We start from the raw sequence: 16377 nt of genomic DNA, 5'->3' as shown, positions 1-16377 counted from the left end.
ATGCCACAGTTAACTACTCGTCTTTCAATGTGGGATGCAAGAAGTACAGCAGCTGATCACCAGCCTGGATAATCGCCATTTCTACTGCTAGCAGCAGCCCAATCAGAAACAAAATGGTGGGTACTCCATATAATTGTAGGAAAGAGCCAATGGCTTCCCGTTCACGGTTACGACTAACGGCCACTTTCACAGACTCACCAACTTCAAATTGAGGCGGATAAGCCGACCCAATAATGGAAACAAAGTCATGTACTTGATTATCCAGAGTATAGGTCACCCTAGGAGTATAAGATCTTCCACCTTCACCTCTGCGAGTGATGATCTCCACCACTTGACCATCCACAACGGTAGCAAATGAAACCCAAGCGAAAGTCCACAGGGCAAAGATGCCTGATCCAATCATTAAGAGAATACACGCTGCAATAATAGTCTGAGTTTGCCAACGCCGCATACTGAAATACCTATTGAATGTAAATTAAGGTCCATTCATTAGACCAATTGAGGATGCAAAAAGTAAAAAATCGCATCTGAATATTGATAGATGAAGCCTCCTAAACGGAGGAAGAGGAAAAGTACAATACTGAATATCGGTACGCCATAAAGCTCCATATAAGCCGCAATCACTGTGAGTTTACGATTGCGGCTGACGAAAACTTTGACGGTTTCACCTACCCTAAATCCAGTAAAATTAGCTGACCAAGAAGACGTAAATTCTCGGGTTTCGCCATCAATTTCGTAAACTACTTTGGGCTTAAATCGATTGCCACCTTCATCGTTAGTCGTCACCTCGAACCCAACGATTTGCCCTTCAACAACATCTGCCCTCGACACCCAGGAATATATCCAAACCATCACTACAACGGGTACTCCAACAAAAATCAGAGTCATAAGATTATTGATAAAAGTCATCTGATGGAGTGTATGTAGATGTTTGCAAATCTGGGACTTCATACCTATTATTCCCAAACTGCTTTTCAAAAAAATCTAATTAATCGACAGCAAGCAGTTGACGGATCAATCCCAAATCATCATCCACCACCCAAAAACCGTTTTTCTTACAGACCGGGCTAATCGGCAGGAGCATGATATTCCACAGCCAATTGAATCAGTCGATCCACTAATTTGGGAAAATCGACGCCTGAAACGCTCCAGAGCATGGGATACATGCTGGTTGATGTAAACCCAGGCAAGGTATTGATTTCATTGATCAACACCTCCCCAGTAGATTCCACATAAAAGAAATCTACCCGCGATAGGCCCGCCGCATCGACTGCAATAAAAGCGTTGATTGCCATCTCTTGAATTTTTTCGGTGATATCCGCGGGCAATGGGGCTGGAATTTGCAGACTCGCTCGTCCTTCCGTATATTTCGTTTCGTAGTCGTAGAAATCACTATCAAAGCTAATTTCTCCCACTACCGATGCCCGAGGTCGGCCATTCCCTAAAACCGCACATTCTACTTCCCGAGCCACTACGCCTGCTTCTACAACAATGCGGCGATCAAAGGAAGCAGCACTATCTAGAGCCGCTTCTAGTTCCAGCCGAGATCGAACCTTAGAAATGCCCACGGACGATCCGAGGTTGGCGGGCTTAACGAAGTTGGGATAGCCAATGGTTTCATCGATGCGATCGCACACTTGCTTAAACACACAAGGATCAGACCAGACCTGCTCCCGAGTCACAGACTCATACTTCACCTGAGGCAATCCCGCCGCTGCAAACACGGTTTTCATGGCAATCTTATCCATGCCCGCTGCCGAACCCAACACGCCAGAACCCACATAAGGCACTTGCATCAATTGCAATAGCCCCTGAATCGTGCCATCTTCCCCATTGGGGCCATGCAAGATCGGAAACCAGACATCGATAGAAGCTGCCGCCTCAGGAAAATGCCATCGACTGCCTTCTTCCGCTTGATCTTGAGGTTTCCCCATTTCTAAAACTTGATTCGCCACTTCCCCCGCTTGCCAACACCCATTTTTATGGATGTAAAAGGGAATCACCTCATACTTATCGGGATTAGGCGCAGTTTGAAGTGCACCGCAAACGGCTTTCGCTGAGGTAATGGATACTTCATGCTCTCCCGAACATCCCCCAAACACTAAACCGACTCGCAATTTCTCCACAGTTAACTCCCAGGCACACGTCAATCCAGATAGACTATCACAACCACTTATAAATCTAGGATAAAGACCTTAGTGATCAGAGACCTTCCAACTCTACCTTTCCCCCACCAGAACAATGCTGATAACAAACTATTGATTTAGATCATCAGATCTCATTCTTAAGCCTTTTCAAATACCAACTACTCAAGCCAGAATAGTAAGACTCACCACATAATAATGTGGATCAATAAATAACAGAAGATCTATAAAACTTCAAAAGTCTATCAGCATTCGATCAAAAAAATCTGACAAATATTAACATCGATAACCATCAATCTAGTATGAGTTATAAAAAGCATCTATAAATGCTTTCTAAAAAGAATAGCTGGGAAAACTAAGTTAGGTCTCTCTAGAGAATTTTATCCTTCCTCACTTTTTTCTGTTATTGATATGCTGTCCGATATAGCCTTAGCACTATTTGTTGGCTTGATCTTTTTTCTAGCTTGGATCGCTTATGCCAGCTATAAAGGCACACAGAGCATTCAAACATGCCCACAATTTGAGCTTGCAGATCCAGAAGAATTACCTCCAATCATTCGTGAGGCACTCCAGGATTACATACAGGAGTTGCAGAGCTTAAATTTCAAACTTATTAGTTACTATCATATTTTTATAACCCAAAACGAACCACCTGCATGGGAATTACGCTTTCAAGACCCAACTTCTTCAAAATATTGCAGTTTATTTGCCCTGCAACCTTTTTGTGAGATGCAACAAACTAGCATTGTTGAGATGGTTACTTTCTTACAGGATAGTACTGCTTTATTTACAACTAATGCCAAAAACTATGGTTCTTTTAAGCCTTTTCCCAGTGAAATAAAGCAAAATCTGGTCCATGCTTCCATAAATGATTTATTTCAGGCTCACAATTCTCAGCTTAGTAAGAGTACCGTTTCTCCCATAGCTTTAGAACCTGACGCTTTTCATACCAAGCTAATGGAACACTACAAAGCTCATATCACCTTTTGTGTGAATAGTGGCAACTTCCATTGGATAGAAGAAGGAAAGACCTATCGTCACTCTTTTAAAAATGCTGTCCGACTTGCCATAAAAATTGTATTGGAAAATTGGTTTTCACCAAAAGATAACAGAACGACTCCTACAATTAATCAAAATACTCAGGTTGAGTATGAAGTCCAGACATTTCTAGAGTCAAGAGCATCAAAAACAGCTGAGACTAAAGGTCAATCAAAATGGATAGTTCTTGCATCGCTCGCTGCATTTACAGCAAGTTTTGCAACTCAATTTGAACCCATAGCGTTACTTATTTTTATTGGTGCAATTATCCTACATGAGGGAGGGCACCTACTAGCAATGCTGCTATTTGGTTATAGCGCACCCTCCGTTTTATTTATCCCTTTCTTAGGGGCATTAGCTACAGCCCGCAAAGAGAATGCTTCGCTCACAGAAAAGTTTTGGATTTCTCTAGCAGGTCCATTACCAGGACTTATTCTAGGACTCGGTATCGCGATCGTCGGTAATTTTAGTCAGGAATCTACCAGTTTTTTCAGCAATTGGAATGAAAGTATTTGGAAAGAAACAAGCATTATATTAATTATTTTAAATCTATTTAATCTCTTGCCTATTTATCCCTTAGATGGTGGTCAAATTGCAGACTTATTGGTCTTTTCACGCAATCCTTATCTGGGTTGCATGTACAAAAGCTTTGGCGCATTAGTGCTCTGTTTACTGGGATTATCAAATCCACTGATGTTGATCTTCAGTATCGTCATTGCAGCATCTATTCCAGCAAGTTTTAAGATAGCTCGCTGGAGGTCTGAATTACGACAAGACTTACGAAAGATACCTGAGCCAGATGAAGCAGCTGCAGCCCAGCTTATTTTTACCAAATTGAAGGACACACCCGAACTTTCCTATGCTCAGAAAAAAGCGATCGCATCTGGCATCCTTGAACTGCAGCGGACTGAGACTGCACCTTGGCTATCACGCATAGGATTATCGATCATTTATCTTTTGTGTTTAGTGGTCGGAATTGGTGGAGGAATTTACTCATTATTCTCGCCACGTCAACTTGAAGCGATTGTTCAAGACCTAGGAAAATCAGAATCTCAGAAACGCGAAGCCCAATTTCGCCGGTCTGTAGAAAACTTCAAACAATATGCATCTCAGCAAAATAAAGCATCCTTGCGTCAGGAAATCAAGACAGAAACCCAAAAAATTCAGAACAATCCACATGATTCAACAGCTTATCTGAGGCGAGGGTACGCAAGATTAGCTCTCCAAGACATAGAGGGCAGTATTGCGGATGCAAACTTGGTTATAAATCAATTCCCTAACACCTTTGAGTCATACTATCTTCGCAGCCAAGCTCATCAATTAGCGGGAAACCTCAATCAAGCTAAAGCAGATCGCCAAAAAGGAAACGAGATACGGTGGTTGCCCAAAATTGCTAAAGCCACGCAAGAAATCAAGCAAAATCCAGAAAATATTGAAGCTTTGATGAGAAGAAGCAACGCAAAACAAAATATGGGTGACCACAATGGTGCACTTCAGGACTACAACACAGCTTTAAAAATCAAGCCTCAGAATACTGACACTTTAATGAAGAGAGCGCTGCTATACCAGCAGCAAGAACGTTACCCAGAAGCACTTAAAGACTTAAACTTAGTCCTTTCCATCGATCCAAACAATGCATGGGCCTATGAATCACGAGCAGAGATTTACTTCGATATGGGGCATCCGGACAAAGCTAAAGCTGACTTAACAAAATTAGAAGAATTCTTCAACTAGACTCAAATCTAACTTTCTTAATTTATGCAGAAATCAGCCCGAAATTGATTCCACTCAGTAATACAGTTCACGCCTTCTTTCGAAGGCGCATAGGTAGGGCGGACCTGGGAACGATCAAAAAAGAGACCCTGCATTCCTAACTCTTGAGGCGCCAACACATCATTCAAGAGATGATCACCTACAAACAAAATCTTGTGGCGATCCACTGGAGAGACTTTTGCGACATCGCAGGCCAGTTCATAGATATGGGGTCCCGGTTTACGCCAACCACAGGCTGCACTATCCACCACAAAATCGAAATAAGACCGTAATCCAAAACTCTCTAGCAGCTCCGTGGGCCAACCTTGAATATAAAAGTTGGAAACCACACCCAGCCGTACCCGCCCATGCCAAAATTCCAGCATGTCTTTAACACCATCTGGTAAACGCAACGACTGTTGATAACAAGCTTGAAACCGAGCAACCATTTCTGTCGTTATTTTTCCCAGCTCTGCCAAAGACATGGATGGTACTTTTTCTTGTAGTACAGCCTGGTAGCGATCGCCCATCTCGATTTCACGATGTTCAGACTGCCATTGGCGATTTCGCCAAGCATGATAATGTTGTCGAAATTCAGCTGCAGACGTATATAAGCCGACCTCAGCAGGCAGCGAATAGACAGGAAGAAGGGCTAGTTCTTCCCCCGTTTGATCAAAATCATCAATGAGGGTATTAAAGCAATCAAAAAAGATCCAATCCAAGGTCACAGCTGCGCGAATCCCTATCCCTGCCGAGCCAGTGTATCAGAAGACCCATTGTGAATAAAGCGTATTTGTAGACTATTTGAATCCAATAAATCTACAAATTTGAATTCTTCAAAAATCCCTATATTTGTAGGGAATGACTTATCTCTAGATTTCAGGGATTTAATCTTCTTGAAACACCATCCACAAATCAGTTTTTCTAGCGGGTTTCTATAGCATCCAGCAATTGCAACACATTATCCGTTTCTAATTGATCACCCACCAGTCTTCGTACTGGCTGTGGCCAAACTTTAACCAAAGTGGGAGTCGCTGAAATTTGATCCGCTTCTGCGCGCTCAGGGTGTTTCACTACATCAATCACTTTCAAGGTATAGGGGACATCTAACACTTGATCGAGGAGCTGATGTAGATTTTCTAAAATACTTTTCGTGCGGGTATTCTGGCTAGCGACAAATAGGCGCAAAACATAGCCTTGAGACACATCCGCCTCCGATGCGCTAACCTGTAAAGTCTCCACAGGATTCATTGGTTTAACTGGATCTATCTGTTCAGGATCCAGAGCATCAACGTTAGGACTAGCACTCATTGAAACCTGATCTAACCGAATCACTAAATTATGATTTTTCCACAGCTGTGGAAACTGCTGTTTATAGCTATTGAGAACGGCTGCATCACAGGTTTCCACTGGGGTCGATATCATATGCCAATGCTCTGCCGACAACCCAAAGAGCACATTAAGCAAACTGCGATATCGCCACACAAGAGGATAGGCTTCAGCTGAAACTTGCAGCTGTTGAGTATGAGGATGTAACCACCGATCTAAGGTTGCCGTATAGCAGGGAACAAGAAAGAGGGGCGGTTCTGGCAAATGCAGCAACGTTTGCAAGGCCTGACAAAGCTGGAAATGCCAATGGCCTTGTTTGCTGGGATCGACACAATAAATGAGGTCTCCCCCCGGTGTAAACAGGGCGAGACCTTTATATAGAAAGGGGAGAGGTTGCGATCGCAAAGTAGTCACAAGCAGTCCATGTTAGACCAGAGACCTATCAGATACCTTATAACAAACCTCTCCAATGCTGGCTAGATACGTCCTCTTAGGATTTGAGCCATTTCATTCGGCTTGGGAGACATTTCCAGAGCCGTTTCTTCATCAATGCGGCCTTCCTCGTAGAGATTATGCAGACACTGATTCATCGTAATCATGCCGTCATAACTACATTGTGGAATCATCGCCTCGACTTCTTCTACATCACCGCGTAGGATGTAGTCCTTAATGGCATCGGTGTTAATCATGATTTCATGAATCGCCGCTCGTTTGCCATCGGTGGTTCGTACGAGAGATTGGGCAATCACCGCCACCAAGGATTCAGCCACTTGGACCCGCATGGGTTCTTGTTCTTCTGGCTTATACAGGTTGAGAATTCTCTCAATCGTTTTCACTGCACTGTTGGTGTGCAGGGTTCCAAACACCAAGTGACCGGTCTGGGCTGCTTTTAAGGCTGTATTCACCGTTTCACGATCTCGCATTTCCCCAATCAGAATGACATCCGGGTCCTCACGCAAGGACGCTTTTAGGGCGTTATCAAATTTCTTGGTATGAATTCCCACTTCCCGCTGGCGAATCATCGCTTTGCGACTTTGATGGACGAATTCAATCGGATCTTCAATGGAGATAATATGTTTCGGCATTTCTGTGTTGATGTAATCAACCATGGCTGCCATCGTCGTGGATTTACCCGATCCGGTGGGTCCCGTTACCAGAATTAAACCCTTGTGGTAGTGACACAAATCCTGAAACACGAGGGGGAGATTGAGATCTTCTAAGGTCAAAATCTTTAAAGGAATCAATCGCATGACCATCGATGGCCCTTTTAGACTGACAAAAATATTGATTCGAACCCGAGCCATGCCATCGTATTGAGTGGCACCATCGTATTCCTGCTCAGCATGAAACCGCTGGATTTCTTCAGGCGTTAAAATTTCTTCCAACCAATATTCGAAGGTCGTGTCATCTGTAACAGGATGACGAGACATTTCTAGGCGACCGCGATCTCGAAAGCGAGGGACTTCACCCACGCCTAAGTGAATATCCGAAAAGTTATTCTCAAAGGCTTCACGAACCAGTTGTTCCAAGGTCACGCCAGTTCCCGGAGGTCGACCTCGCATTTGTAATGTCGATTGAGTCGGCTCACCATTATCAACCTCAGTTTGCCCATATCCAGCATAGGGTTGAGTTTGAGGAAAAGCAGTGGGTTCCTCAGCTGCTTGAGGGGGGGGTGCGCTCACCACTTTTGTCGGCACCACTTTCGTAGGGGTGGCAATCATTTCGGTTTCCATCGCGTCTCCTTCCGAGCGTTGATCACGATGAGGAGGAGGGGGAACCGCTGGTAAAGGTGCGGGTGGGGGTGGAAAGGGTGGACGCTGGTAATCTGTCATAGCAATACTTATCTCAAGCGATGGACATACTGGTTTGAATACTCTTCAGTGCTCAACGATGAAGCCAAAAGGGGCAATCTTACTTAATTTGCAACTGATGGTTTGTTAAAGAGTGTTCACCATCAACGCTAAAAATTTAACGTTTTGCCTGGAATTACCAAGACGTACGTCTCAATCACTGACTGAATATCGTGAGGCCAGAGAAGACTCCATCATCATAAAGCAGCGCCTATGACTCCCCTTCTTCTATATAAAAGTAGCTAATTGTCCCAATTGCCATACAGCAAACATAGGATCGACAGCGGGATAGCTGTCTTACACGTTCTATACAGGAACATAACGGTGTTACCCCGTCACCAAGGATTCATAACGCTAGCTAATCAACGATAGTCATTTAGACAACTAGTCATAATATTCAAAAATTCTTGATGGGTTAGTAGTTATTTATACCCATGTATTAATACTCACGCTATCTTTTTTCGGCCTAAATATAAACATCCTCCATTCCCACGAGTTTTCGGTCTTTGAGGGTGCGCCTAGACGTCGAGCGGGATTCAGAAGGCCAAAAATCTTGTTGCTTGAAGCCAGTAATACCAGGAATTCATAGGATAAACCTGAGAGAAAGAGGGGGATATATAAACTAAGTTAATGATGGGGATCAATGGAGGAGCCTGCATACATCAACTTATCTTGTCTTAATTCAAACCTATAAAATTAGATAAAACCTAATCCCAGAAAGGATTTCAAGGATTCAAAAATATGTCGATTAGCGTAAGATTTCAGAATATTAGAGATTAATATTATCTTAACATTTTTGCCCTAATGTAAATAATGTTGAACAATCAACCGGTTTTGATACTTTCATTCTTTATACTAAAAAAACTTGAATTAAGACTTTGACGACATATATTTTTTAGTCGCTGTTGGTTGGCGGGAGGAATTAAAAATGACATTGGCTGAAGCTTCTCACTTAAAGCAACATAGCTTTGTGTTTATTGCTAAGAGTTTTTTGATCTGGACATTCACATTGACCGTTTGTTGGCTCGTGGTGGGTTTTCCACTCGTTGTCTTGATGGCTACTGGCGGAGCATTAACCGCTGTTGCACTTCAGGCAGTGCTACCGATGAGCGCTGTTGCCTTAGTAGCAGGTGGCATTTTAGCTGCTAACGCTCTAGCGATTATGGTAGGTGCTGCAATGCTGACCTTCAAAGGCATTCACCCCCATGAAGTTCGCTGGTTACGCTGGCTCAATGGCAAAGCTAACCCCATCAGCAGCACCATCTATGCTGCTTGTCCGTTGACTTGCGATCGCAACTAGTTTCGACATCTTCTAAAAAATAAAATATTCAAAAGAGAGGCGCAGTGTAATTGATCACTGCGCCTCTCTTTTACGATAAACATGAGTTATCTTGAAGCTTGAGCCCGGTTTAACCGGGTTTTTCAGTAGTATGGTCTTTATGCATTTCTAGCGTCAGCATGCCAAATTCTCCCCTTCCGATCTGTATCGTCTTAGGGACGCGTCCAGAAGCCATTAAACTTGCCCCCGTCATTCAAGCCTTTCGGGCTGATGCTCGATTCGCCACTCAAGTCTTATTAACGGGACAACATAAAGAAATGGTCGACCAAGTGATGCAAATCTTCGATCTCGAAGCTGACCATAACTTAGATATCATGCAAGCCAAACAAACTTTAGCTGACATCACTTGTCGGAGTTTGCAAGGACTACAGACCCTTTTACAAGAACTACACCCCAAAGCGGTTCTAGTACAGGGAGACACAACAACTGCCTTTGCTGCAGGCCTAGCCGCCTTTTATCAACAAATTCCTGTCGGCCATGTTGAAGCAGGCTTACGCACTGATAATATCTACAACCCTTATCCAGAAGAAGCTAACCGGCGCTTAATCTCTCAAATCACCCAACTCCACTTTGCACCTACCACTAAAGCTGTAGAAAACTTAAAAGCTTCCGGAGTTACAGGAACGATTCACCACACTGGCAACACCGTTATTGATGCCCTACTGACCGTCGCGGACAAACACCCCTCCTGCAATATTCCCAATTTAGACTGGAGCCAGTATCGAACCATTCTGGCAACCGTTCATCGTCGAGAAAACTGGGGCGCCCCCTTACAGGATATTGCCCAGGGGTTCCTCCAAGTTCTAGACAAATTTCCTGATACCGCACTAATTCTGCCGCTCCACCGTAACCCAACCGTTAGAGAGCCCTTAACGGCAATCTTGGGGAACCATCCGCGCATTTTCTTAACTGAGCCTCTGGACTATACTGATTTAGTCGGTGCTATTCAGCGATGTCATCTGTTACTGACAGACTCTGGAGGGTTGCAAGAAGAAGCTCCCAGTCTTGGTAAACCTGTCTTAGTCTTAAGAGAAACCACCGAAAGACCTGAAGCCGTGACAGCCGGTACCGCCAAGCTGATCGGCACCAGTACCCAAAAAATCTTGGCCGAAGCTAGCCTGCTCTTAGAAAATGAAGAGGCTTACAACGATATGGCCAAAGCCATTAACCCCTTTGGAGATGGACAAGCGTCCCAACGGATCATCACCGCTATTCAAGATTTTCTGCAGCTTTAATTTCCGAAATTCTAGATTTTCATAGGTTCTCAATTGATGTATGCAGATAAAGAGCCCTTAGACCCTAGAGAGATGACCACCCCAAATGCCATAATGACGATGGTTGAGCCAAAAATTAGTCTAGACTGGAAAAAAGTCTAACGCGCGAAACAAGTTAAGGAGACTTCATGTAATGGCCGCTCAGACCCAAGCTCGTGATTTATTTCGTGCAGCTTATGAGAATCGCTATACCTGGGATAGTGATTTCCCCGGCTATGTCGCTGACGTTGAACTTAGACAAGGGGGTGAAGTTCACACCGGTAAAATCCGCGTAGCTTCCGACCTAAAAGTCGAGATTATGGATATCGTAGACGAAACGATCCAAGAATCTCTATATACCCAAATGCGAGATGTGATTACCCATCGAAAACACACTCCGTTCGACAAAGCTCACGGCTCGAGCACCTTTACCCTCGGAAAACTCGATTCGTCTGGTTCTCAAGAGATTATTGTTGAAGGGGATGCAATGGGGTCAAATTACTGCGTTCGCGAAAAGCAAATCTCTCTAGTTAGCCGGGTGATGGGACGCATGGCTTTCATCATTCACCACAAAAAAAGCTTAGAGACTGGAGCAGGTTATATTTCTTCTGATTATTCCGCTGTTTTCCGTAATCCCAAAACCAATGAGATTATTCGGCAAATGGAATTCGAGGATACCTATGAACCTGTGGGTAGCTACTACGTGATGACACGTCAGGTGGTCCGTACCCATGAGCAAGGCGAAACATCCCTTACCGATATCCAGTTTTCCAACGTGAAGCTATTACAACCTGCAGCCGTTTAGAGAGAAATCTTCTTTGAAGTTTTAAGGACTATCAAAATTATTCTGACCGAGCGGTAGAGAGAATTTCAAAGATCCAGTTCAATTCTGGCAGAAGTTTTTGCGTAACCATCCCACATACTCGCAACCAGACAAGATCTTCAAACATAAACAAGGGTGAAGTGAGGTATCCATCAGACTCCACCGTCATGGGATGGCCTCCAAATAAGCTTCAGCAGGATTCCCCATATACAACGCTGTGAGACCAACAATGAAATAATCTAGCAGCACAGGTTCGGTTTTTAAGTGGATTGTAGCTTCATCAGCAACCAGCCGAAGCGGAAAGTCTGTAAACTGAGATTGCTGCCTGCAAGTAATGTAGAGCTGTCCTAATTTCTGAAAGTGAAATCGAGCATCAAATGCTCCGCCAGAATACTCTGGACCAAACGATCCCAGACAGACATCCAGAATCCCCCCATGGACCTGAGTCCTGAAGACTTTTAGATCAGACACCACCATCGTCAAGGTCTCTTGTTGAATATAAACTTGATTGGCAAACAATGAGATGCCGTTAGAAATCTCAATTTTTAACTCAAGGAGATCAGTATCAAACCAGACTTTAGAATATGCGAATTCCCAAATTCATGAGTTTGATCGATCATTCTCTGAATGAGGTCAAAGGTAGAGCATCGCTAACCCCAAAACCGATTCCAAATCCGGTCTCTTCATCCGTCTCATTTTCAACTTTAAGTGCCTTAAACTCTTGGCGAATGCGCTGCCTCAAAGCCCATTCTGTGCCCATCCAATCTTGAGTGATGGACATGGGATTAAACCTGAACATCGCTGATCGATAACGGGAGCAGAGCCCATCACTCAATACGGGTCATAATCCGCCGCAAATTCTGAAAAAAGATTATTTTTCTGCAAAGATGTCCTTACTCTACGTCACTTTAAAAAACCGTTGTAGTTAGCAAAATCTACAGGCAAGGCCATTTAATATTTACAGATTTCTAGTGAATTACTTTACGGGTCAGAATTGATTATGTAAGCAATCTTTGAAAGCAAGACTAGGAGCAAACTTTGTGAGCTATTGCCAACACTGCAAATGGAGCCGTCAAGCATCAAAACATGATAGAATAACTGCTGTAATCGGGGGTAAATAGCTTAATTTTTTAATGATATTAATGGTAAGTCGTTATTGATCAAGCTATTTCTCAACTAAGCATCTTTTTAGGAGTTTTTCAAACCATATGACCTTCTCCTCTGATCCAGCGCAGGACCGCATTATTCTCACAGATCTACGGGATGAGATGTCGCGCTCCTACCTGGAATACGCCATGAGCGTCATTGTTGGTCGGGCCTTGCCAGATGCTAGAGATGGCCTCAAACCCGTGCATCGACGTATCTTATACGCCATGTATGAGTTGGGTTTAACCCCTGATCGCCCCTTCCGGAAATGCGCTCGTGTGGTTGGGGAAGTATTGGGTAAATATCATCCCCATGGTGATACGGCGGTATATGACGCCTTAGTACGCATGGCGCAGGACTTCTCCATGCGCATGCCTCTGATTAATGGCCATGGAAACTTTGGATCGATTGATAACGATCCACCTGCGGCCATGCGATATACAGAATGTCGCTTACAGGCCCTCAGTACGGACTCGCTTCTACCCGATATTGAGCAAGAAACCGTTGACTTTGGCGATAACTTTGATGGGTCACAACAAGAACCTCTCGTTCTGCCTGCTCGCATCCCTCAACTTTTAATCAACGGATCTTCAGGGATTGCGGTGGGAATGGCAACCAATATTCCTCCCCATAATCTGGGAGAAGTCATTGATGGCCTAGTGGCTCTCATTCATAATCCTGAGATTACCGATCTGGAGTTGATGAAAATCATTCCAGGTCCCGATTTCCCCACAGGGGGCCGGATTTTAGGAACAGCTGGTATTCGTGAAGCCTATACCACCGGCCGTGGCTCCATCACCATGCGTGGGGTGGCTGAGATTGAAACCTTAGAACAATCTGGGCGTCCTGATCGGGAAGCCATTATCATCACAGAGCTACCGTTTCAAACCAATAAAGCTGCCCTGATTGAGCGAATTGCCGAAAACGTCAATGACAAGCGCTTAGAAGGCATTTCAGATATTCGCGATGAAAGCGATCGCGACGGGATGCGGATTGTGATTGAACTGAAGCGGGATGCTTATCCCCAGGTGGTTCTTAACAATCTTTATAAACAAACCCCCATCCAAACGAATTTTGGGGCCAATATGTTGGCGCTAGTGGGCGGCGATCCGCAGCTTCTCACCCTAAGGCAGTTCCTGAGCGTCTTTTTGGAGTTCCGGGAAGATGCAATCTTGCGCCGCACTCGTTTCCAGCTGCGCAAAGCCCAAGAACGCGATCACCTGTTACAGGGATTACTCATTGCTTTAGACAATCTAGATGCAGTCATTCAGCTCATTCGCCAAGCGGCAGATTCTGCAGTAGCTCGTCAAGAACTGATGGATGGATTTGGGCTATCTGATACCCAGGCCGATGCCATTCTGCAAATGCAGCTTCGCCGACTCACTGCTTTAGAAGCTGAAAAAATCGAGCGAGAGCATCAAGATTTACAAGAGCGAATCGCTGATCTAGAAGATATTCTGGCCCGTCGCGAGCGAGTGCTAGAAATTATCGAAACGGAAGTCACCGAACTTAAAACCAAGTTTGCCAGCCCCCGTCGCACCTTAATTGAGGCTAATCTAGCAGACCTAGACGATATTGACCTGATTGCCAACGATCAGGCCGTGATTTTGGTGACAGAACAGGGCTACGTGAAGCGGATGCCTGTGGATACCTTTAATGCTCAAAGCCGAGCCACTCGAGGTCGAGCCGGGGCCAAAATTAAAGAAGATGATGCGGTAGAGCATTTCTTTGGCTGCTGCGACCATGACAGTGTGTTATTTTTTAGCGATCGCGGCGTCGTATACTGCCTGCGTGCCTATCAAATCCCCGTCAGTTCCCGCACAGCCAGGGGTGTGCCTTTAGTGCAGCTCTTACCCATTCCGCGAGAAGAAAAAATTACCTCCGTCATCCCCGTCAGCGAATTTAGTGAAGACGAATATCTAGTTATGATGACTGCTGGCGGCTTTATCAAGAAAACTGCTCTAGCGGCCTTCAGCAATATTCGGGCCAATGGCCTAATTGCCATTTCCCTAGAAGAAGGAGATTTACTGCGCTGGGTGCGGTTAACCCGAGCAGAAGACAGTATCGTCATTGGCTCTCGCCGAGGCATGTCCATCCATTTCCGGGCGGATCATCAACAGCTTCGGCCCTTAGGACGAGCTACGCGAGGGGTACGGGCCATGCGTCTGCGGGAAGGCGATGAATTTATCGGTATGGACATCCTATCGAGTGCCGTTGTAGAGACATTAGGCAACGCAACGGATGCAGACGATGAAGAGACGGATGATCCAGATGTTTTGGTCGAGGACGACGGCAATGAAGAAGAATCTGAAACCGTTGAACAGCCCGGACCTTGGGTCTTAGTCATTACCACCAATGGCTTTGGTAAGCGGGTGCCTGTGGCTCAATTCAGGCTGCAAAATCGGGCCGGTAAAGGGGTCACCGCTACCAAGTTCAAAAAGCTGAAGACGCCCGATCAGTTAGCCGCACTTCGGATCGTCAATGCTGAAGATGAGTTGATGTTGGTCACTAGCCGAGGCATTGTGATTCGACAAGCGGTAACAGATATTTCATCCCAGTCTCGCGCAGCTACTGGCGTCCGAGTCCAACGATTGGATGAAGATGACTATATTGCGGCAGTTGCGCTAGTCCCCCCCGAGGATCTCTCTGATGAGGAAGGTGAAACTGAATTAGAGTAATTCACAGGAAACAATGCCATCTAAGAATCTGTTCCTCAGTGCCGCTCTTGATCCGTAGATGCTAAAGCCCGTAACAAAACAACACTGTTACGAATACCGTTTCGTGTGGATATTGTTGGGCATGGCACTACTGTCTATCGCCTGTGAACAGGGACCTAGCCAAAATACGGTGCCTGTCTCTGGTGATGAACAAGCGGAACAGCTTCAATCTCCTCGATCCATCGCTGAAGAAACTGACGTACTGCACTGTTCATGGGATAACAGTCGGATACCAATGTCTAATGGGGAAAGCTTCAATCGGAAACCCGCTCAGCCCAATTGGGGTATCGGCTTTTTAGTTGAACGTCGCTCACAATCAGATCCATCTTCGAGAAATATAGCTGTTTCTAATCCTGGAGATGAGTGGTTAAATCGGCTTTGCTTACCTTTGTACAATTCCGCACAAGGTAAACAGTGGGGAGTACTAACAGGAAAATTGGTCGTCGATCTATCGGGCTCTACAGCCCAATTTTTAGAGTTTGAGCCCAATATGGTGCAGACGTCCTATGAAACTTATGCCTTTATCGTCTTGCAAGAAACGCCAGAGGGATGGTTTCAGATTCAATATGCGCATCCCGAAGGAGATCGCGATGGGACGGCCTGGGTGAGAAAAGACCATTTTCAACAACAATATCCACCGGTCGTCCAATACTGGAAAGACCTCTTTCAACCTGTGGATACTGCCCAAAAAAGTAACAGGGGTTATTTGTACAAGCGAGAACAACTTTCACCTTCTATCTCGCTGAAGTCCCCCCCTAGTGCTTCCAGTCCTACACTTTTCACCTTGCAGTCAGATTTATCGGGCAGAGACTATGGTATCGAACCGTTAGAAATACAGGGAAACTGGATGCGAGTCCGAATCAGTATTCCCCGTGATTTTTGTGGCACTGAAGAAACGTTCAAGTTCCATGAAGGCTGGATTCCCTGGTGGTCTGCAACTGTAGGCCCCACTCTCTACTATCCACCTAGAGGCTGCTAAGTTCAGA

15 protein-coding genes are annotated in these 16377 nt (G+C 44.9%); 6 read left to right on the top strand and 9 right to left on the bottom strand.

Features of this window, described 5'->3' with window-relative positions; all coding sequences use genetic code 11:
- Window positions 1-13 precede the first annotated feature (13 nt).
- The 3 genes from AM1_RS14205 to AM1_RS14195 form a co-directional block, all read right to left on the bottom strand.
- Entirely contained in the window at window positions 14-451 is a 438-nt protein-coding gene (locus tag AM1_RS14205; RefSeq protein ID WP_238549256.1) for a DUF3592 domain-containing protein, read from the bottom strand.
- Between the two features lie 38 nt (window positions 452-489).
- On the bottom strand, window positions 490-888 hold the full coding sequence (locus AM1_RS14200; protein ID WP_041660896.1) for a DUF3592 domain-containing protein: 399 nt from the start codon (window positions 886-888) through the stop codon (window positions 490-492).
- 179 nt (window positions 889-1067) lie between these two features.
- Window positions 1068-2126: a D-alanine--D-alanine ligase family protein gene (locus AM1_RS14195; protein ID WP_012163548.1), complete on the bottom strand. Its 1059-nt coding sequence runs from the start codon at window positions 2124-2126 to the stop codon at window positions 1068-1070.
- A gap of 429 nt (window positions 2127-2555) precedes the next feature.
- Here AM1_RS14195 and AM1_RS14190 point away from each other — a divergent pair, with 429 nt between their 5' ends.
- Window positions 2556-4916 (top strand): tetratricopeptide repeat protein, encoded by a 2361-nt coding sequence (locus AM1_RS14190; protein WP_012163547.1) that lies wholly within the window; start codon window positions 2556-2558, stop codon window positions 4914-4916.
- 17 nt (window positions 4917-4933) lie between these two features.
- Here the strand turns inward: AM1_RS14190 and AM1_RS14185 are convergent, their stop codons facing one another.
- The 3 genes from AM1_RS14185 to AM1_RS14175 form a co-directional block, all read right to left on the bottom strand.
- Window positions 4934-5662 (bottom strand): HAD family hydrolase, encoded by a 729-nt coding sequence (locus tag AM1_RS14185; protein WP_012163546.1) that lies wholly within the window; start codon window positions 5660-5662, stop codon window positions 4934-4936.
- A 196-nt stretch (window positions 5663-5858) separates the two neighbouring features.
- Window positions 5859-6677, bottom strand: a complete 819-nt coding sequence (locus AM1_RS14180) for a circadian clock KaiB family protein (protein ID WP_012163545.1) — start codon at window positions 6675-6677, stop codon at window positions 5859-5861.
- Window positions 6678-6739: 62 nt separating this feature from the next.
- A complete protein-coding gene (locus tag AM1_RS14175) occupies window positions 6740-8095 on the bottom strand; it encodes a type IV pilus twitching motility protein PilT (RefSeq protein WP_012163544.1) in 1356 nt (451 codons plus the stop codon).
- A gap of 946 nt (window positions 8096-9041) precedes the next feature.
- Between AM1_RS14175 and AM1_RS14170 the strand changes: the two genes are divergently transcribed.
- The 3 genes from AM1_RS14170 (at window position 9042) to AM1_RS14160 (ending at window position 11510) form a co-directional block, all read left to right on the top strand.
- Window positions 9042-9413, top strand: a complete 372-nt coding sequence (locus tag AM1_RS14170; protein ID WP_012163543.1) for a hypothetical protein — start codon at window positions 9042-9044, stop codon at window positions 9411-9413.
- Between the two features lie 158 nt (window positions 9414-9571).
- Window positions 9572-10687 (top strand): non-hydrolyzing UDP-N-acetylglucosamine 2-epimerase, encoded by a 1116-nt coding sequence (gene wecB / locus AM1_RS14165; protein WP_012163542.1) that lies wholly within the window; start codon window positions 9572-9574, stop codon window positions 10685-10687.
- Between the two features lie 172 nt (window positions 10688-10859).
- Window positions 10860-11510: a DUF3386 domain-containing protein gene (locus AM1_RS14160; RefSeq protein ID WP_012163541.1), complete on the top strand. Its 651-nt coding sequence runs from the start codon at window positions 10860-10862 to the stop codon at window positions 11508-11510.
- A gap of 37 nt (window positions 11511-11547) precedes the next feature.
- Here AM1_RS14160 and AM1_RS42185 read toward each other — a convergent pair whose 3' ends face one another.
- The 3 genes from AM1_RS42185 to AM1_RS42180 all read right to left on the bottom strand — a co-directional run bounded on the left by AM1_RS42185 (window position 11548) and on the right by AM1_RS42180 (window position 12309).
- Window positions 11548-11697 (bottom strand): hypothetical protein, encoded by a 150-nt coding sequence (locus tag AM1_RS42185; RefSeq protein WP_012163540.1) that lies wholly within the window; start codon window positions 11695-11697, stop codon window positions 11548-11550.
- A complete protein-coding gene (locus AM1_RS14155; protein WP_012163539.1) occupies window positions 11694-12047 on the bottom strand; it encodes a hypothetical protein in 354 nt (117 codons plus the stop codon). The genes AM1_RS42185 and AM1_RS14155 overlap by 4 nt, the downstream gene beginning before the upstream one ends.
- A 97-nt stretch (window positions 12048-12144) precedes the next feature.
- Window positions 12145-12309, bottom strand: a complete 165-nt coding sequence (locus tag AM1_RS42180) for a hypothetical protein (RefSeq protein WP_012163538.1) — start codon at window positions 12307-12309, stop codon at window positions 12145-12147.
- Between the two features lie 427 nt (window positions 12310-12736).
- On the opposite strand from AM1_RS42180, the gene gyrA reads away from it, so the two are divergent.
- Both gyrA and AM1_RS14140 read left to right on the top strand, forming a co-directional pair.
- Complete coding sequence (gene gyrA, locus AM1_RS14145; protein ID WP_012163537.1) at window positions 12737-15352, top strand: DNA gyrase subunit A; 2616 nt, start codon at window positions 12737-12739, stop codon at window positions 15350-15352.
- Window positions 15353-15473: 121 nt separating this feature from the next.
- Complete coding sequence (locus AM1_RS14140; protein WP_012163536.1) at window positions 15474-16370, top strand: hypothetical protein; 897 nt, start codon at window positions 15474-15476, stop codon at window positions 16368-16370.
- The last annotated feature ends 7 nt before the right edge of the window (window positions 16371-16377 follow it).

Source organism: Acaryochloris marina MBIC11017, assembly GCF_000018105.1.
Lineage (GTDB): Bacteria > Cyanobacteriota > Cyanobacteriia > Thermosynechococcales > Thermosynechococcaceae > Acaryochloris > Acaryochloris marina.
The sequence above is the reverse complement of the archived record's forward strand: the minus strand, read 5'-3'. Positions and strand labels throughout refer to the sequence as shown.

Bases quoted from the DNA above. Each gene is read 5' to 3' on its own strand.
- gyrA (WP_012163537.1), top strand. From the start codon at position 12,737: ATGACCTTCTCCTCTGATCCAGCGCAGGACCGCATTATTCTCACAGAT.
- AM1_RS14175 (WP_012163544.1), bottom strand. From the start codon at position 8,095: ATGACAGATTACCAGCGTCCACCCTTTCCACCCCCACCCGCACCTTTA.
- AM1_RS14160 (WP_012163541.1), top strand. From the start codon at position 10,860: ATGGCCGCTCAGACCCAAGCTCGTGATTTATTTCGTGCAGCTTATGAG.
- AM1_RS14205 (WP_238549256.1), bottom strand. From the start codon at position 451: ATGCGGCGTTGGCAAACTCAGACTATTATTGCAGCGTGTATTCTCTTA.
- AM1_RS14200 (WP_041660896.1), bottom strand. From the start codon at position 888: ATGACTCTGATTTTTGTTGGAGTACCCGTTGTAGTGATGGTTTGGATA.
- wecB (WP_012163542.1), top strand. From the start codon at position 9,572: ATGCCAAATTCTCCCCTTCCGATCTGTATCGTCTTAGGGACGCGTCCA.
- AM1_RS14140 (WP_012163536.1), top strand. From the start codon at position 15,474: ATGGCACTACTGTCTATCGCCTGTGAACAGGGACCTAGCCAAAATACG.
- AM1_RS14170 (WP_012163543.1), top strand. From the start codon at position 9,042: ATGACATTGGCTGAAGCTTCTCACTTAAAGCAACATAGCTTTGTGTTT.
- AM1_RS42185 (WP_012163540.1), bottom strand. From the start codon at position 11,697: ATGACGGTGGAGTCTGATGGATACCTCACTTCACCCTTGTTTATGTTT.
- AM1_RS42180 (WP_012163538.1), bottom strand. From the start codon at position 12,309: ATGTCCATCACTCAAGATTGGATGGGCACAGAATGGGCTTTGAGGCAG.
- AM1_RS14190 (WP_012163547.1), top strand. From the start codon at position 2,556: ATGCTGTCCGATATAGCCTTAGCACTATTTGTTGGCTTGATCTTTTTT.